Genomic DNA, 22,269 nt, shown 5'->3' on the forward strand with positions numbered 1-22,269 from the left:
GTCCGGTAACTCGCTCGGCCCTCTATTCATTATCACGCCTCAGTGCCAAAGCGGGTGCAAATATAAGAGGGTTTTTTTGCTTACACAATACCTAGGCACTTTTTTTTGAAAAGGTTTTTAAAAAATTCAACAATCAATTGAAAATCAATATATTAAATCCGAAATAAAATTTAAAAAAAATTAATCGTTTTTGAAAAGGTCGCTGTCCGACATTACCCCATTAGTATCCTAATTGTTTCCTCAGAAATATAACCTGTTGGAAATGAACAAAATCCCTATAACTTTCCCCAATCCGACCAAACAAAGGCAACAAATCCCTCTTCCTAAAAAATAATGGCAATCTTTTTAAAATAACCCAGAGGCTTAATCGTACAAAGAAAGGGGAGAACGCGCAATTTCAACAGTATTCAACTCAAAAACAGCATGCTATACCATTTTTAGAGCAAAGGTGACCAAAAAAGCGTTTTTGGGCAGCTACCCAATATAATTTTCAGTTTTGCCTAAGAAGTGGTTTAAACTTTTCCAATTGGCTAAAAAATGGTGCTTTTTCACACTTTTTTCGACTTTTTTTCTTTCCGTAGCCCTGCTATGCAACTCAAAAAAGGCTTCAAAAGAGCAAAAAATCATGAATTTTCGCTTCAATCCAAAAAGTTTAAATCACTTCTAAGAAAAGAAGTTCCAGACCAACCCGAAACGAATTACAAAATCGCGATAAGGGTAATTAGGCGCAGCAAAAAATTCGCTGGTTTCGCCCAGGGAGGAATTAAAATGTTCGGCTTTTAGATAAATGCGCGTCTGCTGGACCCTTGCATTAATGAAAAAATCCATTAGCGGATATCCTCCAAGCTCCGTTTCATTTTGAAGATAGAATTCCCCGAGGACCGGATTATAACCGTTCATATTATAAGCGCTGAAGTATTTGAAATGAATGCCCGTCTGAATGTACATCGCCTTCTTAAAAACCTCCGATGAGAAGTATAAGGTATTTCTAGTGACCAACTGAGGAACGTTCAAAACCTGGTTCGTTTGGGTAACGTTCTGGTACATTACCGTATTGTTCAAGGCGAACTTGCCTAGCTTGAACTCCTTATTGTACTTTACTTTTATATAATTGATACTGTTCGTTTCTTGAAACGGTTTGATAAAAGCATTGTCAAGACCCGCTTCTATCTGTTCCGCCGAAGCGGCATCGGTATCCGGAGCAAAATAGGCGTAGTTATCCAATCGTGTATATTTCGCGCTTAGGTTTCCAAACAACTTGGATTCCAGATCGAATTGAAAGCTATTGACCCGCTCGTTTTCGAACCGTTCATCGTTCTGCCAGTTGTAATTCAAGTAGTCGCTCTGGTATAACAAAAAATTAAAATTGGGCAAGTTGGCCGAGGAATGGACCATAAATCGAAAACGATTGTTCTCATTTATACGATACCCTGCAGACGCATCGAGAAGGTTTCCGGTCAATCTCCCGGATATGGTATACCGGAACGCACCTTCAATGTCAAAACCTCCGATCCGTTTTTCATAATCCGCCCCAATAGCGATCTCTTCCCCTTTCAGCTGATTTTCCACACGTCCGTCGTCCGTAATCAAAATGCTATTGAAAAAATAATTATAGTTGTACAGGCTAAGGTTTCCTTCCAACCGACCCAAGGTAGCATTGTAAAAGGTGGCATTAAACTGATTGTACATTGTTTTTAAGGACGCGCGGTCATCTATTTCCGAAACGATACCATCCCCATAAAAGGCATCTTGTACCTCTTGATCGTATCGATAGAATTTGGTTTCGTAGTTGAACTCGTGCCCAATAGCCAAGGAAGTCTTTTCCACTTTACTGGAATCTTTTTGTTTTCGCACCAGTTTGTATCGATGGTCAAGATAGTAACGCTTCCCCAGAATTCTATTGTTTGCGTCGTCAAAGCGTATTTCTACCCTAGCCCTATCCGAAAAATCGGCTCCCCCGTTGACAAACTGTTCGTCAGCGGAAACAAGCCCCCCGTTCTCTTCCGTTTCTATATTTTGGGCAGCGATGTGCGCCCTTAACAGGTATCTTTTGTTTTTGCTCTCATAGTTTGTGGTGGTGCGAAAGTTCCCGGATTGCGATTGGTTGAAACGGTATTTGCCCAAAGAACGGAACCCTTTATAGGCTATCGAAAAATTCAACCTTCGAGAAGTGTTAAAAGCCAACAGCGCATCCAAAAGCTGTCCTTGTTCAAACGTTGTTTTGAACATGATGTCGGTCATCGGAGTCGCTACATTGTAATAATCGATGTCCTGTATTTCGGCGTAGTTGAAATGTTTTGCGATCGCTCCCATGGCAGGGTACAGCTGTTTACGTTCAAAATTGATTCCCAGACTATTGTAGGGCTGTCCCACGTTCGCAAAAGGCATCAATTCAAAATCGTCGCGTCTTAGATAATTATAGCGATATTCTTTTTGTATGGTCAACGTAGTATCCAAAAAAACGGTATCCCTGGCATGCGAAATGATCTTGTAGTCCTTGATCGTTACTTCGGGCGCCTTGGAATCCTCGGGATTCTTTCCGAATGGTTTCGGACCGGATTTCCGGTCATTTCCCAAGCTATCCGTTTCCCGCGGTGGCGGAAGTCCCTCTTCTTGTGCTAACGATACCGCTCCCATTAGGAGTAAAAAACAAAGGAGATAATATTTCATTGACCGTTATTAGGCGGGTAAAGTTAATTTTTTTTGTTCGTAATTAAATGTGAAAGTTTGCAAGAAGTTCTTGATAGGACCATAAGCTGTCCCGTCAAAAAAGTATCTTCGTTTAAATTTGGATGGCATTCCATGTTACAACTCTTCTTAAAATCCGAAAATGAAGCAGGTACCGATGAGGCGGGACGGGGTTGCCTTGCCGGACCGGTAACCGCAGCGGCCCTTATGTTGCCCAATAGCTTTTCCAACAACATTCTCAACGATTCCAAACTGCTCTCGGAAACCAAAAGATTGGCGTTATTACCCTTGCTGGAAAAAGAGGCCGTTTGTTTTGGTGTGGCCCACGTGTATCCGGAAACGATCGATAAGATCAATATTTTAAACGCCTCTATTTTAGCGATGCACCATGCCATCGATCAACTGGATAAAAAACCCGAGCACCTCATCGTTGATGGAAACCGATTTAAACCATACCAAAAAATACCGTTCGAATGCATCGTAAAAGGCGACAGTAAGTTTATGAGCATTGCGGGGGCCTCGGTATTGGCGAAAACGTATCGGGATGCCTACATGGAAAAAATTCATGAGGAGTTCCCCATGTACAATTGGAAGAAAAATAAAGGATATCCTACCAAAGAGCATCGTGCCGCCATTCGAAAACACGGGGTAACAAAGTATCACCGCAAGAGCTTTCGACTGCTACCGGAACAACTTTCATTGGAGATATGAGCAAACTGCTTACACTGCAATATAGCGGCAGCAACTATTTGCTTATACCGAAACCCTAAGCGTGATTGTAATGATGTTATGCCCAAACTCGGAAAACATTCGGTTTTAGTGCGTTTTCGCCCCTCATCACGATGTGTTACTGCATAAACCTAGGTAAAAGCCGAATAAAAAATCGCCCCATCAAAAAAAATGAGCAGTTACTTCCTATACCTTTGTAGCAAACCTTTTTCATGATACGGGTATTATCGCTTTTGGTCTGTTTCGTACTAGCCTTCGGCTGTGCTACCGATTATTCCCAAAAAACTACCGAACACCACCGCTACATTCCCCCGAACAGTAGTTTGGTTTTAATGATAAACGACCTTGGGTACCTACGGGACAGTATTTCCAATAACTTTTTTCTTCGGAACCTGAACGACAAGATACCCTTGGCAAGGGTGTTGCCAAAAATCGAACTGTTACAAAGTGCACCCCTGAGCGCTAAATGTCTTTTGGCTTTCACCCATTCGGGCGAGGTACTCTACATCGGTGAAACCGCCAAAGAAAACCCCAATGACAGTACCGCAACTACGCCCGAAAAACTTTTTACCCGCAAGGAGGGCAGCATTTTAAAACACAGCCTTGAAGGTACTGACGTTTATGCCACCCGCTCCAATTCCGTAGTATTGGTCGCATCGGAAAAAGCCCTTATTTCAGCGGCACTATTGCAGGCGGAACAGAAACCAAACCCGATTTTCAAAAAGCTGTATGCCACTTCCAATGAAAGACTGCCCCTAAACCTTCTCTTTTCCCTACACGAACAGGACACCTTGCGATCCAAAATATTTGGTAGCGAAACAACATTAGACCTTAAAAGCTTTGGCAAATGGATGTCGCTCGATCTTGCATCGTCACCTTACGAACTTCGCCTGGAGGGTATTGCCGTATCGGATACTTCAGTTACCGATTTTTTGGGGCTTTTTAAAAATACCACCCCCCTGCCCAACACTACGGCCGGTTTTGCCCCTTCCAGTAGTGATGCCATACTATCGTATTCCTTTGCCGATTTTGAGCGTTTTAGCACCAACCGACAACATTATACTTCACTGCAAAGTACCCAAGACCCTATTTTTAACGCAGTAGAAGAAGTAGGTGTTATCTTTAAAAAGAATGAAAAGGCAGTGGTGTTGAATACCTATGGGTCGGAAACCTTGTCCGATTTTTTAGGCAACATTCGACAAAATGGATACGAATATCAGGGCAATCCTATTTTTAAGCTCACCCAAACCGACTTTTTGAATATGTCCCTAACACCTTTGGTCACCGATTTTAATGCCGGTTACTATACGATTTTGGACAATGCCTTTCTATTCTCGTCCCATAAAGAACTCTTGGAGGAAAGCATTAGCGCTTTTAAAAACGGAAATACTTTTGACCGAGCTCCTGCTTACACCCTTATGAGCGAAAGGATCGCTTCCGCCGCAAGCATTCTGTTTGTCGGGAATGCATCCTACATGCAACAACTGTTGGATGGGCAGCTCATGAAGGACGCACATACAAAGGGTCAACATTCCATGTTCAAGGGGAATTTTGTAACGGCACAGTTAGTGGCGGAAGGCGATTTCTTTTTAACCGACATTACGGTACGTCAAAAGGACGGAACCCTGAAAGAGCCGCTATCGGAACCTATTACCATTGCCCTGGAAGATGAATTCAGTATGACCCCGCAATTGGTCCTCAACCATACCGACAAAAGCGGGGAAATTGTGGTGCAGGATAATCTAAACCGCTTGTATTTAATATCGGAAAAAGGTGAAATTCTATGGAAGAAACAGCTGGACGGACAAATACAGGGGCGCATCCATCAGGTAGACCTGTTGAAAAACGGAAGGCTACAGCTCGCTTTTACCACCGACCGACAGTTGATAGTCCTCGACCGAAACGGCAAATCGGTAGACGGGCTCAGCAGGTCGTTTGAAGGAGGGAACCTAAACCCCTTGGCCGTATTTGATTATGAGAACAACAAGGAATACCGCTTTGTGGTTACCCAAGGGGAACGCATTTTTATGTTCGACCGAGCCGGTAAAGACGTATCCGGGTTTACCTATCGTAAGGCCAAGAGCCCCGTAATCGGTACACCACAACACCTGGTTATCGGAAACAAGGACCATATTGTATTTCAATTGGCCGATGGCAGCCTAAAAATTTTGAGCAGAACTGGAAAAGTAAGGGTGCCGGTTTCCAAAAAATTCGAATTTTCCGGCAACCCCGTATTTATGCATAAAGATCGTTTCACCTTCTCCGATGCTAAAGGAGTACTGCACCAAATAGCGCCGAACGGAGAACACACCCGCACCGATCTTTCACTCAACACCGACCACGGATCAACGGGAAGCCAAAATTCCCTGGTGTACCAAAACGATAATGAGCTGCATATCAACGGAAAAACCATTACACTTGATTTGGGCATCTATACCGTACCGAAACTATTCTCGATCAAGGACGAGCTTTATGTTTCCGTTACCGATATTCAAAATCAAAATACATACCTGTTCGACAACCAGGGCCGCGCTATTTCCGATTTTCCGGTTTACGGAAATGGTAGTATCGCCCTTTCTACGACCAAACGGGACTCCAAACTGTTGCTTGCCGTTAAGAAAGATAGCAATACACTACTATTGTATCGTCTTGGCCTTTAATCGCGATTGCAACCTATACAGCCTCCGCGACCACTTATACAAAGTTGCCTACCAACGATATAGTTTCGTCCGTCATCCTAAGGAAAGCTTGCTACTTTTCCTCCCGTAACCTGGGGTTTCAGCGGTATAATATCAATTGCCATCGGAATCTTCCCTATAACTGATACAAAACATGAGAAATCTACTGTTCATACTGGTCGTACTATATTCGGGTTCTTTCTGCCTAAAGGCACAAAACAATTGCAGCAGATTTTACCCTTTGAACGAAGGGGCAACCTATACCTATACCAACTTCGATAAAAAAAATAAGCTTGAAGGTACCACCCGGTACACCATTGCGTCCGCAATCAACGACAACGGCGCCACAAAAGCGACCATGGCCTTAACGTTTTCCGATAAAAAGGGAAAAGAGGTATACGCCTCCGATTATAAGATCAGCTGTAGCGATGGCACCATACAGATCGATTACAAGTCACTGTTTCCCAATGCCATGATGAAACAGTATGAGGACATGGGGATGGAAATGGAGTTGGATGGTACCGATATTGAAATACCGAACGAGCTTACCGTAGGGCAAACTTTGGAAGATGCCAATGTGGCGATAGACCTTAGTATGTCCGGGATGAACATGAAAATTAAAGTGGACATGACCGATCGTAAAGTGGAGAAAAAAGAATCGGTCACTATCGCCGCGGGAACTTTCGATTGCTACGTGATTTCGGAGACCAACACCTCCCAAACCATGGGGGCGAAACAAGAAATGCGTTCCAAACTATGGCTTGCCGAGGGGGTCGGCATGGTCAAACAAGAGCTATACAAAAAGAACGGTAACCTAGTGAGCAGTACCCAACTTTCGGAGTTTACCCAATAAAACAATCGACCATATTCCGTTATACCACTAGCCAACCTTGATTACCACTCACCGCTGAAAGCGGCTTCAGTTTTTACCAAAACTGAAAAACCAAGCAAAAAACCGGGCGAACACCCGGTTTTTTCAATGGATACCTTCCACTTCGAACAAGCTTGTAAAATGTTCGATTAATTTTTGTTTTAACACCGTTTCATCCACTGCACGGCCACCAAGCTCGGCCTGCATGGAGGTAACCGCCTTATCCTTTATCCCGCAGGGGATCATCAGATCAAAATAGCTTAAATCGGTATTTGCATTTAGGGCAAAGCCATGCATGGTCACCCATCGGCTGGCCCGAACGCCCATGGCGCAAATCTTTCGTGCCCTTGGCGTCCCAACGTCCAACCACACCCCTGTTTCGCCTTTCGAACGGTCCCCTTTAATATCGTAATCAGCTAGGGTACGGATCACCATTTCCTCGAGCAACCGTAAATACTTGTGAATATCGGTAAAGAAGTTTTCCAGGTCCAATATCGGGTATCCCACCACTTGTCCCGGGCCATGATAGGTGATATCCCCTCCCCTATTAATTTTATAAAATTGTGCGCCTTTTTTGGCCAACTCCTTTTCGTTGACCAAAAGGTTGGAAATATCCCCGCTCTTTCCTAGGGTATATACATGAGGGTGCTCTACAAACAGTAAGTAGTTGGGAGTGGCCGCTCCGGCATTTTCCCTTCTGTTCTTTATCTTGACATCAAGAATTTCCTTAAAAAGTGTTTCTTGATAGTCCCAGGTGTCCTTATAGTCCTTTCGGCCCAGGTCCTTTACTATAATTTCCCTGTTCATTTCTCAAAAGCGACCTCAATATCGAAGTAATCGGGATCATTGTTCATTTGATACATGTTCGCTTCCAGTTCCACTCCCTTAAAATCGGAAAGGATCCTAGCATTTGGGTTGCTCACGCTTTTCACCTTGTAGGGAAAATGATATACCTGTTTAAAGCGCATCATATCCACAAAAGGATCGTCGGCCTTTAAGCTGGTATCCTTCTTCTTTGCCATTTCGGCTATTGCATCCTGCGTAATCTTCCGGGAAAATCCTTTTTTGCTAAAACGGGTATCAAAGGACTCGGCCATTTTAAAAATATCCTCCAAACCACCTTTTTCGGTCGAATCTTTTTTTGCGCCTTTCCCCCCCATCATACCTGCCAAGGGATCCATAGTCTGGTTCAGTTCCTTAATATCGGCGGTCGCAATGGCCTCGGCAAACTTGTCGATATCATCTAGGGTTTCAAAGGCGTAGGATAGGTGCATGTCCATCTTTTTTTCGCTATCGTCCATTTTCATGCTAAACCGCAGTGGCCGTAAGTTCTCCAGCCGCTGTTGCTCTTTCTTGGATAAGGTGGCGATGCTATCTTTTTTCTCCTCTAAAAAATCGGCAAAAACCACAACGGTATCTATTGTCTGTGGTACGACCGTATCATTTTCCGTAGCGGGCGCCATACCCATCATTTCCGAAAGGTCGAAACCAACGGCATAACTTCCACTACCGTCGTCGTTAAAGGTTATTTCTTCCCGTATCTGGCAAGCCGTAAAAAAAAGAAGCCCCAATAGGCCAAAACATATTTTTCTCATGGTATACGTTGCGTTTTAACGGCAAAGGTACAACGATCAGTTGGGATTGTTCAAAATGACCAAAGCGGCGATTACACCGGGAACCCAACCGCAGAGGGTGAGTAGCAATACAATTAAAAAGGAACCGCAGCCCTTGCCAATAACGGAAAGCGGGGGAAAGATGATGGCCAATAATACGCGTAAAAAACTCATTGATTTCGATTTTTGATGATTGATGTACCTATTGGTCGCAAACCTATACGTTTTGTTACAACGCCATAAAAATTATGCTTCCATGCCCTATGCCCCAATTTTCATTCAAGTGGAGTACCACAATAAATGCATGAAATAGTATCTTTGCAGGCTTAATATACGACTGTATGCAACTATCGGAACAAGAAATCGTTAGGAGAGAAAAGTTAACCAGACTTCGGGAACTTGGTATTGACCCTTACCCGGCAGCCCTTTACCCAGTGGATACCACCGCTGCTGAAATCGATAAGGCCTATACGGAAGGAAAACCTGTGGTTTTGGCCGGTCGTTTGATGTCCAGACGGATTCAGGGAAAGGCCTCCTTTGCCGAATTGCAGGATAGTACCGGACGTATACAGGTCTATTTTAATCGTGACGAAATTTGCCCCGATGACGACAAGACCCTCTATAACGAGGTGTATAAAAAACTACTCGATATTGGGGATATTATAGGAATCGAGGGAACTTTGTTCACCACCAAGGTAGGGGAACGTACCATAATGGTAAAGCATTTTAGCATGCTTAGCAAAGCGCTACGGCCGCTACCCTTACCTAAAAAAGACGCGGAGGGCAATGTGTACGACGAATTTAACGATCCGGAAACACGGTACCGGCAACGGTATGTGGATCTGGTAGTAAACCCTTCGGTAAAGGAAACCTTTGTAAAACGGACCAAAATCACCAATAGTATCCGACAATTTTATAACGATCGTGGATACCTGGAGGTAGAAACACCCATTTTACAGCCGATTCCGGGAGGAGCGGCGGCACGACCGTTTCTTACCCACCATAACGCCCTTAATATTCCCTTGTATCTACGGATCGCCAACGAACTCTATTTGAAAAGGCTTATCGTAGGTGGATTCGATGGGGTTTACGAATTTTCAAAGGATTTTAGAAACGAAGGGATGGACCGCACCCACAACCCGGAGTTTACCGTAATGGAGCTCTATGTGGCCTATAAGGATTACCATTGGATGATGGACACCACGGAGCAATTATTGGAACAAGTGGCCATTGATGCGAACGGCACGTCCAAAGTTACGGTAGGGGAAAACGAGATCGAATTCAAGGCACCCTATGCGCGGGTCCCAATTTTAGAAGCTATAAAAACACATACCGGGGTAGACGTGGCGGGTATGGACGAAAACCAATTGCGCACCACTGCAAAAACCCTCGGACTCGATGTGGATGAAACGATGGGCGTGGGAAAACTAATCGATGAAATTTTTGGGGAAAAGTGCGAACACCACTATATCCAACCGACTTTTATTACCGACTACCCAAAGGAAATGAGCCCCTTGACCAAACAGCATCGCGACAATCCCGACCTTACGGAACGGTTTGAGCTTATGGTGAACGGAAAGGAACTCGCCAACTGCTATTCCGAGCTGAACGACCCGATCGATCAACGGGAGCGCTTTGAGGAACAGTTACGCCTATCAGAAAAAGGGGACGACGAGGCCATGTTCATCGACCAAGATTTTTTACGGGCCTTGGAATATGGAATGCCGCCCACTTCCGGTATCGGCATAGGCATCGATCGCTTGGTGATGTTGTTGACCAATAACTCCTCTATTCAGGAAGTGTTGTTTTTTCCACAGATGCGGCCCGAAAAAAAGCAGGTGGAATTGACCGGGGAAGAAAAAATCATTCTAGACCTTTTAAAACCGAACGGCAATATGGATTTGGCGCAGCTGAAATCGCAAGCGGGTTTGAGCGGAAAAAAATGGGACAGATCCATGAAAGGCCTCTCCAAGGCCGAACTTATAAAAGTGGTAGTAGCGGGAGACCAAAAAAAGGTGCATTTGAAGACTTAAAAAATAGGTGAACCGAAATTTCTAGTCTAAAGAAACAATAAATGAGCCATGCCCCGTTGGACTTCACGGAATTTTATCAAGGCATCAATTCTTTTGGAGGAAATTCAATATTATTTACGCGTAGGACAATTTCAAATTTCAACAATCGCATCACGACTGTTGATTTTCACCGTAACCTGTTATTTATAGAATTTGCTGATTGTAAATTTTTCGGAGAAATCAATTTGTTTGATAGCCTTAAAAAAAGTGATTTAAGAATTACTTTCAATAATTGCACTTTCGAAGGAAGTTTACAAATACAAGACTGTGAATTCGAGGCTTTGTGCTTTTTTGATACAAATCAAGTATCTAATAAATTCGAAATTTACGGAAATAAGTTTAACTTTTTTTTCTTTAAAAACAGAGATCGGGGTTCTTCAATTGAACTAATTGGAAACATAGAAATTTGTAATAATGTCTTTTATGAAAAAGTAGACATACAAAATCTTAATCATGTAAGTGGTTCATTTGAATTTATTGAAAATGTGTTAGAAACATCCAAAAGGAAACCCAGCCTCCATACGTTAAAAGCAGCATTCAATAATTCAAAATTTCATAATGCCAACTTTTCAATGACGAATTTCGGAAAGGAGGTAGGGTTCGACCAAACGGTTCTAACAGGGGAAGAGGGGCTTCAAAATTTTAATGATTGTCATTTTGGGAGAGCCTATTTTAATCAAACGGATTTTGGCTCCTACGCACTTTTCAACGGAAGCAACTTCCATGACACAGTTATTTTAAACGGTTGTTCCGGAGTCGAAAAAACCATTGTTGATTTCTCCGGTTGCAATTTTGAAAATGATGTTTACTTCCACAATATTCAATTCCGTAGCCTTACTATCGTCAATTCTACATTTAAACAAAAAACAGTATTTAAAAATGTAGAATTTGAAAATATTGACCTTAGCGGAACACTGTTTGAAAAAACCTGCTCTTTTGATGATTTAAAAATTTTAAACGTTGGAAATTGTGGAAGAAGAACTCTAAGATCCATTAAACAGCAACTTCAAAAAACTGAAAATAGAATTGACTATAATCGTTTCAAGATTTATGAACTTGACGCATATAAAAATGAGCTTACTCTAAATCAATGGAAAGAAAAATTTATACTTCGGTTAAACTCAATTTCTTCTAAACACGGTACAGATTGGTTTAAAGGAGTGCTTTTTACTCTAATATGTGGAGGTGTTTTTTATACTCTATACTTTATAGCAGAATACCATTCACAGGAATTTCAAATCACCTGCGACAGTTTAAATTTTTTTTTAAAAGGTTTTTTTAAATTCTTGCTTCCCTCTTACACCTCTCCTTTTGAAAATGGTTTGATTTTTTGGTTTCAGTATATTCCTTTCATTCTTGGCAAAATTTTTATCGCGTATGGTATATATCAAACAATTGTCTCCTTTAGAAAATTTAGGCTTTAGCCTTTTGCTAATTATTATAGCAAGTCTCTTGATAATCGAGCCAAATAAAATTATTTTTTAGCCAAACACAGATAAAGTTTTTGGGGGCCAAAGAAATACTATAGCTTAGAAGTATTAACTCAATACTATGCAACTTAGTAGAAAAATAGGGCTGATTCTTGGCCCCATCTTATTCTTAATTAACACTTTAAAACCATTGGAATTTGTCTCTGAACATGGAGACAAGGTTATTGCGATAGCGTTATGGATGATTGTTTGGTGGATTACCGAAGCCGTTTCCATATCGGTTACGGCGCTATTGCCCCTATTGCTCTTTCCCTTGTTAAAAGTAATGCCCATTGCGGAAGTAGGCGCCAATTACGGCAGCCCCATAGTGTTTCTTTTTTTTGGCGGTTTTGTATTGGCCTTGGCCTTGGAAAAGGTAAATCTGCACAAGCGTATCGCGCTGGGTATCATCAAGATCACGGGCACAAGCCCCGATAGGGTGGTCCTCGGGTTTATGATCGCTACCGCTACCTTGAGCATGTGGATCAGCAACACCGCCAGCACGGTGGTCATGCTCCCTATTGCCACATCGGTCATTCGCTTGTTGATCGATGATGCGGATGGTTTTACCAAGGACGACAACAATTTTGCCTTGAGCGTTATGCTCGGTATCGCTTTTTCGGCAAATGCCGGCGGCATTGCGACCGTAATCGGTACACCGCCCAATTCGGTAATGATCGGACTGTTGGAAAATGAATATGACATTCAAATTTCCTTTTTGAAATGGATGGCGGTAGGCCTTCCCTTTTCCGTGGTCATGATCGCCATCAGTTATGTTGTTCTGGTGAAATGGATGTTCCCCAACAGCAAAAAGACCTTTGGCGCTTCCAAGGAAATCATTCAAAACGAACTCGACGCCCTTGGCAACGTTAGCGGTAAGGAAAAAATGGTGTTGGGCATTTTTGGCGTGACCGTTTTTCTATGGGTGTTCCGAACCGTACTGAACCAGCTTTTTATCGGGTTAAAATTGAACGACACCATGATCAGTATTTTTGCGGCCTTGGCGCTCTTCACCATACCCTACAATTTAAAAAAAGGCGATTTTATCATTCAATGGAAAGATACCTCAAAACTTGCCTGGGGCATTCTAATATTGTTCGGGGGAGGATTGGCATTGGCCAAGGGCATGTCGGTAAGCGGTATTGTCGACGTCGTGGCCAATGCCATTGCCAGTAGTGACATCAGCGCGCTGTTCACCGCTGTGCTGCTGATATTTTTGATGCTTTTTATGACGGAACTTATGAGCAACGTAGCCTTAGTGGCCGTTTTGGGCCCTGTAATCGCCGGTATTGCCATTGGGCTCGACGTTCCCCTACTCCATATGTTGATTCCCGTAACCATGGCCAGTAGTTGCGCCTTTATGTTGCCAATGGCCACACCTCCCAATGCCATTGTTTTTGCGAGTGGTTATGTAAAGGTATACGATATGGCAAGGGTCGGCATTGTTTTGAACTTTGTTGCGGTGCTGCTGTTGGTATTGCTTTTTCAGTTCGGGATCCCACTACTGTTCTAGTACTACCATTCCCGACATTGGTTTGCCCCTTAAAAATTGTTCTCCTCCGCTTATAGTAATACCATTTCAAAGTTAAAATGGTATAAAAGCTATGGCGCAAGGCAATAAAAAAGCCCCCTTGATTCAGGAGGCCCTATCATACCGGTCTATCCAAAAAAAAGTATCCGCTAGCGGTTACGCTTATAGGGATCAAAGCCTTCCGGCAAGTATTTTTTAGTATCGAAATCGACCTCAAAGTCATCTTTTGGGTCAATAAAGTTGATTCCCTCCACATTGGTCGGGTAGGCATAAGGATCAAAATTCTCCGGGAGATAATCGGCCGTATCGAACCCGAGATCGATTTCAATTTCGTTTTCGATTTCACGAATGCTATTTACATCAAAATCCGATGCCTCTTTTACCGGGTCTATCGCCAATGCAGTATTCGCTGCGAACAGCCCAATAATAATGGTTAATTTCAAATTGTAATTTTTCATAACTGTAGGTTAATTGTATGCATCTGTATAACGCAGTTGTCGGTTATTATTGTAAACCCATCCTACACGCGGATCGACCAAAATCGGCCCAATATTCGGATTTCGTATTTTTTGGTTCAAAATCACATCGACTCTTCAATTTTCACATCGATTTGTTCACATCCCGGTAACAATACCAGCTAATTTTTAAGAGAAAAAAAGTGTTATGCTTATGTTAAGAAGTTGTAGATGAACCGTTTATCGATGCTTTTTTCGACAAATATCATTTCAAACAGGTAGTAGGTGTCCCAAAATCAATCGTCCCAAACAAATTGTCACCGATACTGGCAAGGCCCTATAGCAATTAAGTTTTTGAAGGATACGGAAAAAAATAAAGCCGTTCTCCCCCGAGAACAGCTTTATTCATTGACTAATTCGAAAAAATGAGAAATTTTCTATCTAATAGACTGGAAAAAGCGGCAATTGTTACAGTATTCACCAAATTATTTTCACTTTTTTCGAAACGGCCTGTAAACGACGATCTGGGCCCCAGTTGTTGTTTGTATACAAGAACGACGGTATTTTTCGGTTGAAAGGCCTCCAATCCTTCGGGTTTACGGAAGCTAAAAATATCGCGATAAAGGCCCCAAATAAGCGTCCGAACGCATCAGGAGCAGGTAAAAGAACAACGCATGCCACGTTCGATATCGCCAAAATATCGGCACCTTCTTTACTGTGTTAATGGCCCGTTCCCCTGCACGGGTATGCTTATGATTTTCTTAACATCTCTTCCTTCGTTTTTTTCGGTTCTTTGGCAAAATTCAAAAAAACCGACGATAATGCTATCAATTTCTGTTTGGACCAGAATACTCATCCTTTTTCTCACCCTACAAACGGCCACGGTGGAAGCCCAGTTGTTTAAAAAGAAAAAGAATACCAGTGCCCAGGGTTCCGGTAAAAAAGGGGATAAGAAGGATAAGATAAAGCCCTATGACAAGGTCATTACCAAAGAGGCCAAAAGTGACCAAGGCTTGTTCACTACGCACCAGATAAAAGAAAGTTTTTATTATGAGATTCCGGACTCGCTGTTCAATAAAGAAATGCTTATGGTCACCCGGATCTCAAAAACGGCAAGCGGCATCGGTTTTGGTGGCGGAAAAATAAACACCCAAGTGTTACGATGGGAAAAGAAGCCCACAAAGGTGTTGCTGCGCGTGGTCTCCTATGATGTTGTGGCGGCAGACTCCCTACCCGTGCACGAGGCAGTGGTAAATTCAAACTTTGAACCGGTATTGCACGCCTTTGACATCAAGGCCTTTAAAAAAGATTCGGTCGCCCCGGCTACGGTAATCGAGGTGAACGACCTGCTAATCAAAGATGTTCAGGCCTTGGGCATGCCCAGTTTTTTTAGGGAACGGTATAAAGTATCCCGTTTGGACGAAAGCAGAAGTTATATCGAATCCATTAAAAGCTACCCGCTGAATATCGAAGCACGCCATGTAAAAACCTACTTTGCCAAAAAACCACCGAGCAATACCAGTTTGGGGTCCATTTCGGTCGAAATCAATAACTCTATGATCCTGCTTCCGAAAACGCCTATGAAAAGGCGGTATTTTGATGAACGTGTAGGATGGTTTGCCAGAGGACAGGTTGACTACGGTTTGGATGCACAAGAGAGCAAGACGGTACGTTTTTTAGATCGTTGGCGCTTAGAAGTAAAGGAAGCGGACAGGGAAAAGTTCAAAAATGGAGAACTTGTAGAACCTAAAAAACCCATTGTTTACTATGTAGACCGGGCCACACCGAAAGAATGGGTGCCCTTTATCAAACAGGGTATCGAAGATTGGCAGGTGGCCTTTGAGGCCGCTGGCTTTAAAAATGCCATTTTGGCCAAGGATCCGCCTTCGCCCGAAGAGGACCCCGAATGGTCTCCCGAAGATGTGCGGTACTCCGTTGTACGGTATTTGGCCTCCCCTATCCCCAATGCCAACGGCCCCCATGTAAGCGATCCCAGGACGGGCGAGATCTTGGAATCCGATATCAATTGGTACCATAACGTAATGACCCTCTTGCGCAATTGGTTTTTTATACAGACCGCGGCCATAAATCCCGAAGCAAGAAGCACGGCTTTCAAGGCCGAGGTCATGGGCAGGTTGATCCGTTTTGTATCGGCCCATGAAGTGGGACATACTTTAGGGCTTCCGCACAATATGGGAAGTAGTGTTGCCTATCCGGTAGACTCGTTACGATCGGCATCTTTCACCCAAAAATATGGAACGGCACCTTCGATTATGGACTATGCCCGTTTCAATTACGTGGCCCAACCGGAAGACGAAGGCGTGGCCCTCATGCCGGATATTGGTGTTTACGATAAATACGCTATTTCGTGGGGATACCGACCTATTTTAGGAAAAACGGCCGAAGAGGAGAAGAAAACCCTGGATCAATGGATCTTGGCCCATGCCGGAGATCCATTGTACCGTTTTGGACACCAACAGGTCGGAGATGTGGTCGATCCCAGCTCCCAAACCGAGGACTTGGGAGACAATGCCATACTGGCCAGTGCGTACGGCATTGCGAATTTAAAACGTATTCTCCCTAAGCTGGAGGAATGGACCGCGGAAGAAGGAAAAAATTATGAGGACCTTGAAAAACTCTATGGGCAGCTCGTAGGCCAGTTCAATAGATATATGGGACATGTTTCCAATAATATCGGTGGCGTTTATGAGCACCAAAAAACATACGACCAAGAAGGAGCGGTGTACGAGCATGTCGCCAAGGAGCACCAAAAAAACTGTATGGCCTTTTTACATACCGAACTTTTTACCACCCCGGAATGGCTTTTAGATCAAGGGATATTTGAAAAAATACAGTATTCCGGTTCCATAGAACAAGTGCGCGAAATGCAGGTGAGCACCCTTGAGCGGATCTTAAGTTTGGGCAAATTGGCCCGTTTGATCGAGAACGGGACCGTGAACGAAAAAGATGCCTATGGTATTTTGGAAATGATGGACGACCTTAGGAAAGGGTTGTGGTCCGAGTTACGTAACGGAAGTACCATCGACACCTATCGCCGGAATTTACAAAAGGCCCATATTGATCGGCTTGCGTACCTCATGACCGCGGAGAATCAGAAAAAACAACCGGTATTTGGCGGATATCAAAAATCTACCGTGGTCCATACCAGCCAATCCGATATTCGATCAGTGGCCCGTGCACAGCTGCGCTCGTTACAGCGTTCCATTAAAAACGCCATCAATAGAACGGGAGATCGTATGAGCAAGTATCATTTACAAGATGCCGAAAAACGCATTGCCTTGATCTTGGATCCTGTGCAGTAGGGGAATGTGCAAAAAGGGGAAACGTATGGAAGAGGACAAAACAACTGATGGGGTGTATCACCTATAAAATTCACTTATGTGGACATCGAAACCCTTAATGTTGTTGTGAAGGAGTTCAGGCAAAAATCCTATATTGAAACGTAAAGTTTGGGATAAGGAAACATAAAAGGCCGCCTTAAAACTTAAGGTGGCCTTTTTTTTATAAAACTATTCCATTTTACAATTGGCCATTCCACCGCTCCTGCAACCGTTCTCCGTTAAATTGCCAGGGCCATCACCGTAACATGGGTTTTGATCGGCATTACAGGAATTCACGGGCATATTTAAACCGGAACCTACACCACCGTTCAATTCTTTGGCTTCCAAATTAGAAATGACCCTCTTGTTTAAGGAAAGGCCAATTTTTTTCATTTTTTTCATATCGGTATATATTTAACAATTAATAATACAAGAAGATACCGATGAACATGTCCAAAGGGAAGGTAAAAGATTTGAAAGTACCGTTGGATCGTATAAACGTCTTCTTTTTTGGTTTAAAAAAAATCAAACTATACCGCTACAAAAGGAATGGAAATTTTCACCTCGGTACCGCCCGGTCCATTCGGTTCTTCCGAAATTTGTCGTATTTCAAATAATGGCAATGTACCTGCTTTTCTATGGAATAGGGCCAATCGTTCTTGTACGATCTGTAAGGACAGTGACCGATGGTCCCTTATGGAACCCGTACTACTTTCACGATATCCGATACCATTGTCCGTCACTGTACAGAGCATTGTGGTAGGGTTTAGTTTTTTAAGCAAAATTTTTATGGAACCCTTATATGTTATTGCGCCAAAACCATGTTGTACCGCATTTTCGATCAATGGTTGGATCAACATAGGGGGCAACTCGATCATTTCCTTATCAATGTTCTGATCTACATCAAAATAGAAATCGAAATTTTTAGAAAAATCGGACTGCAGTTCCAAATAGGAGCGCAGCGCGGTAAGCTCGTCCGCCAAAGCCACACGATCGTTTCGGGAATTCTCCAGAGTCAACCTTAGCAGGTTACCCAGTTTAATAATATAATCCTTTGCGGCATCGGGCCTTACAGTAATCAACATCGTGGCCTTTTGTAATGCATTGAACAGAAAGTGAGGGTTCATTTGAGATCGGAGCAACCGCTGCTGCAACGATACGTTTTCAAGTTTGTTTTTCAAGTTTTTTTGTCGGAACAACAGCAATCCAACGAAGGTCGACAATAAAAGGATACCAACAAGACCCAACAGCAATAACCGTTGCTGTTTTAACAATTTGGCATTTACCTTTGAAATCTCTTCCAATTTTGAAATTTTCCGTTTGTTGTTCACCGTTTCGTATTGTAACTCCAACTCGGCCAGCTCCTGTTTCAGCTCTTTCTTATGAAAGTTTTCTAAAAATCCGTTTCTTTCTTTAAGTACCTCGACGGCCATAGATTGATTTCCTTGATATTCATGTGCCATAACAAGATGTTGGTAGGCCAAATCGAGGATATCCTTATCATCTTTATTGGTAACGTTTTGCCTTAAACTGTCCGTTACCAATTTTAGATTGTCAATCGCCTCTTGCGTTTTTCCCTCATGTATATCCACATAACTATTGACTACCAATTGCAAAAATTCCGTGGTTGACGGTGCCACCCTCCAATCGGGAACGTAGGTTTCGAAAGTTTCCTTGGATTTTCGATAAAAATGCAAGGTGGAATCCTTATCATGTTCCTTGTAAAAATTTGCGATGTTGCAATAGATAAAGGGTAAATTGTCGCTGTAGCCATTTTGTAGGCTTCTATTTTTGGCCCTGTTAAAATAGAATAAGGAAGAATCCGGCATATTCAAATAACTTTTGGAATAAAGTACTCCCATGCGCGTTAGAACCACTACCGATGGCTGGGAAAGCCCCATACAAATAGAATCCCTAAGGTTTTGTCGGTAATAGTGCAATGCTTTTTCATTATTGCCCAAAGCCAAGTGATTGGCCGCTAGCGTGCCTATAATGTATCCGATGTACTTATAAGGGTACTTTTCATTCAATTCCAATGATCTGTAGAGATACGCATTGGATTTTACATACTGTTTTTGAAGTCTGTTGATCAACCCCAATAGATAGTTTGCCTGCAACAGACTTTTTTCGTCAACATGGTACTTTGGCTCACTTTCATCAAAGTTGGAAATCGCTTTTTTAGCCTGAACAATGGCCGAGTCATACTGTCCTGCCCGGTACAACGAAAAGGCTTTGCTGGAGTAATACTTGGACCAACCCTTCAAGTTTGAATCGGAAGAAAGCTTTCGCTTCAAAAGCTCGAAATTCTCTCGGTTTAGGCTATCTTCAATAAATGCATCGATCTTCGCTTGTTGTAATTGCTTGGTTTGGGAGTGGGTTATGCCAACAGTGAGCAAAAAACAGAGGGCCAGTACAATTCTCATAGAAATATTCTTTACTTTAAGGGTGTTTCAAATCTAAATAAACAGTATGGGTCAAGTGGTACGAACACTCCTTATAGAAGACAACCAGGACACCTTGGAATTCATCACCAAAATTATCGTTAAAGAACTGCATCCGTTGCAGATCGTTGCTTCTTGCGATACCGTTGTCGATTCAAAAAAATGTATTGCCGAATACCGGCCAGATCTAATTTTAATGGACATTCGTTTAAAGGACGGTGATGCTTTTGAAATTCTGGAAGCTTTTCCAAATCCGGATTTTGAAGTCATCTTTATTACGGGACACGGCCTATACATGCAACGGGCTTTTGAAAATTTTGCTTTTTCCTATTTGTGCAAACCTTTTGACAAAAAAGATTTGGTTACCATTATTAACAGATACCTTACTAAAAAGGAACGGTTATACGCCTCTTTTAAAATTCGTGTGTTACAAGATTTTATAAGTACCAAAGGCACTCGGTTTTTAGTGCATACCGGATCCAACCACGAGGCAATAGACCTTAAGAATCTCATATACTGCAAAGCGGATGGTAACTATACGCTTTTTTTTATGGACAATGGCAAAAAAATTATGGCTTCCAATGCACTCAAACATCATGAAAAACTATTGGAACCAAAAGGATTTTACCGAATCAATCGTTTTTACCTCATTAACGTAGAACATATTAAAGCCATACATAAAAAAGAGGCGATCGTATTGACCGATGGTAGCTCTATTAACTTGAGCTCTAGAAACAGGGAAAGACTGTCCGAACTCATCGAAAAATACAATACTTTTTCGTTACGCTAAACAGTTCCGTTCCACACCAAAATGGTAAGCTCGTAAAATCATTGTTTAAGACCTGTATTACCTTATCCCATTTTTAAAAGCACAACTATCTTTTATCGTTGTTTTTGTAAAGCACTTCCTTCTTTAAAAATGGCACCTCATCGATCGGTTTACGCTTTCCTGTTTCTATTTGTATAGACCAAACCATATTTCCTCGGAAAATACTGTTGGGGGGGCGTATTTTAAAAATTCAACTGATCAATAAGCACTCGTCCCAACTGTTTTTTTGTACGGTAAGGGAGTCGATCATAGATAAGCCTATACCAGCTACACCATCTAAAAGGCAAAGGCTCGGCCGATAGGATTCGGTTGCCCCATCCCAACGCTTATAGCCTGCATAACCATCTGTGAAAGTGCTTTTGGAAACACCATCACGAACCCAGAAGTCCGCAGCTTCTTGAAACGAGTCGTTTGAATGTTCCTTGTTCAAAAAACCAAAAATTTGTGCATTACCGTATGACCCATGACACAGTCCGGGATCGACCACCATCGTACTCTTTTTTGACCGTCGTCCCGAGTTGTATATCAGAACATCCAGGGCATTTGCCTGTATAGCGCCATCTTTCAATTCCGAACCTGCACGAAACAGGGAAATTCCGATTCCCAGATCACCATAACACCAGGCCAATCTGCTGTTATAATTTGGCTTTTTTCCGTTCTGGATAACATTGGGAAATTTTGACAAGGTGTTTCTTTGGTCCGCTCGCTGTTGTACGATATACCGCGTGCTTTTTGTTAGCAGGCGCATCACCTTTTCCGGATACAATCCTAACGGCAGCAGACGGGACAAAAAATTAACAATACTCGCCATCCCATGCGATAGTCCAAGGTTGCATACGGGCTGTTGCTTTTCTTGATCCATAACCATTTCCCATTTTACCGTATCCCCGCTTTCATGGGCAAGTTCGTCCAGCTCGGTCAAGAGCGCTCCAAGAAAATACGCGTACCGCTTCTTCAAGTTTTCGTCCGTTGTAAACTGATACCTTTTTAAAAACAAAAAACCATAGCCAAGGGCCCCATGTAAAAAGTCGTACTTTCCAGTGGAAAGGTCTATCTTCATTTGGGAAAACAAATAATTATCAAAAGGACATAAAAGCTCATCACAATCCACATCGATGAAGTTTTTCATGGTCAAATGTTGAATGACCCAACCAAAACCTGCTATTCCATCACAATAGGTCGGATATGAAAATCCACTATTGATCCTATCTATACACGTTGCAATAATAGCCACACCTAAATCGGCATGGTTATCTACATCCGTCCATTTGGAATAATAGAACTGAAACAATGCGCATCCCGAAATACCAGAAAGCACTCCTATATTTTTTTCGTTTTTATAGTTTTCCTGAATGTTTTGACTGATGTTTTTAAGGTGCTGTGCTAACAAAGGCTGTTATTTTGTTGAAATATAGATTACTTGGAAATGTAACGATATCCATATCAATTCAGCAGCAATTATGTGCCAAGTGACCATTTTCGCGTCTGAACGATGTATTTGAAGGTACGAGCGCCAGTCCGGCCGACCAAGAGGTTTTATATGTTTATGGAT

General features: G+C 42.6%; 16 protein-coding genes. 8 read left to right on the forward strand and 8 right to left on the reverse strand.

Translation table 11 applies throughout. The features are described 5' to 3' along the window. Positions 1-663 precede the first annotated feature (663 nt). A complete protein-coding gene (locus ACRD7P_RS18845; RefSeq protein ID WP_430909277.1) occupies positions 664-2,670 on the reverse strand; it encodes a putative porin in 2,007 nt (668 codons plus the stop codon). A gap of 132 nt (positions 2,671-2,802) precedes the next feature. On the opposite strand from ACRD7P_RS18845, the gene ACRD7P_RS18850 reads away from it, so the two are divergent. The 3 genes from ACRD7P_RS18850 to ACRD7P_RS18860 all read left to right on the forward strand — a co-directional run bounded on the left by ACRD7P_RS18850 (position 2,803) and on the right by ACRD7P_RS18860 (position 6,948). Beyond that, the gene (locus ACRD7P_RS18850) at positions 2,803-3,399 is read left to right on the forward strand and encodes a ribonuclease HII (protein ID WP_430909278.1); all 597 of its coding nucleotides are present in this window, start codon (positions 2,803-2,805) and stop codon (positions 3,397-3,399) included. Between the two features lie 230 nt (positions 3,400-3,629). Next, positions 3,630-6,077: a hypothetical protein gene (locus ACRD7P_RS18855; protein WP_430909280.1), complete on the forward strand. Its 2,448-nt coding sequence runs from the start codon at positions 3,630-3,632 to the stop codon at positions 6,075-6,077. Positions 6,078-6,249: 172 nt separating this feature from the next. Continuing rightward, positions 6,250-6,948, forward strand: a complete 699-nt coding sequence (locus tag ACRD7P_RS18860) for a TapB family protein (RefSeq protein WP_430909281.1) — start codon at positions 6,250-6,252, stop codon at positions 6,946-6,948. 123 nt (positions 6,949-7,071) lie between these two features. Here the strand turns inward: ACRD7P_RS18860 and lipB are convergent, their stop codons facing one another. Genes lipB through ACRD7P_RS18875 form a run of 3 tightly spaced genes read right to left on the reverse strand, consistent with a single transcriptional unit; the run spans position 7,072 to position 8,753 of the window. After that, entirely contained in the window at positions 7,072-7,773 is a 702-nt protein-coding gene (lipB, locus tag ACRD7P_RS18865; RefSeq protein ID WP_430909282.1) for a lipoyl(octanoyl) transferase LipB, read from the reverse strand. After that, positions 7,770-8,561: a hypothetical protein gene (locus tag ACRD7P_RS18870; protein ID WP_430909284.1), complete on the reverse strand. Its 792-nt coding sequence runs from the start codon at positions 8,559-8,561 to the stop codon at positions 7,770-7,772. The genes lipB and ACRD7P_RS18870 overlap by 4 nt, the downstream gene beginning before the upstream one ends. 36 nt (positions 8,562-8,597) lie before the next feature. Further along, positions 8,598-8,753: a YqaE/Pmp3 family membrane protein gene (locus ACRD7P_RS18875; protein ID WP_138660057.1), complete on the reverse strand. Its 156-nt coding sequence runs from the start codon at positions 8,751-8,753 to the stop codon at positions 8,598-8,600. 167 nt (positions 8,754-8,920) lie between these two features. Between ACRD7P_RS18875 and lysS the strand changes: the two genes are divergently transcribed. From lysS to ACRD7P_RS18890, 3 genes are all read left to right on the forward strand, one after another. Then, complete coding sequence (lysS, locus tag ACRD7P_RS18880) at positions 8,921-10,612, forward strand: lysine--tRNA ligase (protein ID WP_430909286.1); 1,692 nt, start codon at positions 8,921-8,923, stop codon at positions 10,610-10,612. A 41-nt stretch (positions 10,613-10,653) separates the two neighbouring features. Continuing rightward, positions 10,654-12,075: a pentapeptide repeat-containing protein gene (locus ACRD7P_RS18885; protein WP_430909287.1), complete on the forward strand. Its 1,422-nt coding sequence runs from the start codon at positions 10,654-10,656 to the stop codon at positions 12,073-12,075. A 127-nt stretch (positions 12,076-12,202) separates the two neighbouring features. Beyond that, positions 12,203-13,633 (forward strand): SLC13 family permease, encoded by a 1,431-nt coding sequence (locus ACRD7P_RS18890; protein WP_430909288.1) that lies wholly within the window; start codon positions 12,203-12,205, stop codon positions 13,631-13,633. 167 nt (positions 13,634-13,800) lie between these two features. Here ACRD7P_RS18890 and ACRD7P_RS18895 read toward each other — a convergent pair whose 3' ends face one another. After that, complete coding sequence (locus ACRD7P_RS18895) at positions 13,801-14,109, reverse strand: hypothetical protein (RefSeq protein WP_430909289.1); 309 nt, start codon at positions 14,107-14,109, stop codon at positions 13,801-13,803. An 818-nt stretch (positions 14,110-14,927) separates the two neighbouring features. Here ACRD7P_RS18895 and ACRD7P_RS18900 point away from each other — a divergent pair. Then, complete coding sequence (locus ACRD7P_RS18900) at positions 14,928-17,429, forward strand: zinc-dependent metalloprotease (RefSeq protein ID WP_430909290.1); 2,502 nt, start codon at positions 14,928-14,930, stop codon at positions 17,427-17,429. A 207-nt stretch (positions 17,430-17,636) separates the two neighbouring features. Here ACRD7P_RS18900 and ACRD7P_RS18905 read toward each other — a convergent pair whose 3' ends face one another. Both ACRD7P_RS18905 and ACRD7P_RS18910 read right to left on the reverse strand, forming a co-directional pair. Then, positions 17,637-17,849, reverse strand: coding sequence for a class I lanthipeptide (locus ACRD7P_RS18905; protein ID WP_430909291.1), 213 nt, complete (start codon positions 17,847-17,849; stop codon positions 17,637-17,639). Positions 17,850-17,977: 128 nt separating this feature from the next. Beyond that, positions 17,978-19,870 carry a tetratricopeptide repeat-containing sensor histidine kinase gene (locus ACRD7P_RS18910; protein ID WP_430909293.1) on the reverse strand — a complete coding sequence of 631 codons (1,893 nt, stop codon included), beginning with the start codon at positions 19,868-19,870 and terminating at the stop codon, positions 17,978-17,980. 46 nt (positions 19,871-19,916) lie between these two features. Between ACRD7P_RS18910 and ACRD7P_RS18915 the strand changes: the two genes are divergently transcribed. After that, positions 19,917-20,678: a LytR/AlgR family response regulator transcription factor gene (locus ACRD7P_RS18915; RefSeq protein ID WP_430909294.1), complete on the forward strand. Its 762-nt coding sequence runs from the start codon at positions 19,917-19,919 to the stop codon at positions 20,676-20,678. 229 nt (positions 20,679-20,907) lie between these two features. On the opposite strand, the gene ACRD7P_RS18920 is transcribed toward ACRD7P_RS18915, so the two are convergent. After that, positions 20,908-22,107, reverse strand: coding sequence for a lanthionine synthetase C family protein (locus ACRD7P_RS18920; RefSeq protein ID WP_430909295.1), 1,200 nt, complete (start codon positions 22,105-22,107; stop codon positions 20,908-20,910). Positions 22,108-22,269 lie beyond the last annotated feature (162 nt).

The organism is Maribacter sp. 2-571, assembly GCF_050589625.1.
In the GTDB taxonomy this organism is placed as follows: Bacteria; Bacteroidota; Bacteroidia; order Flavobacteriales; family Flavobacteriaceae; genus Pelagihabitans.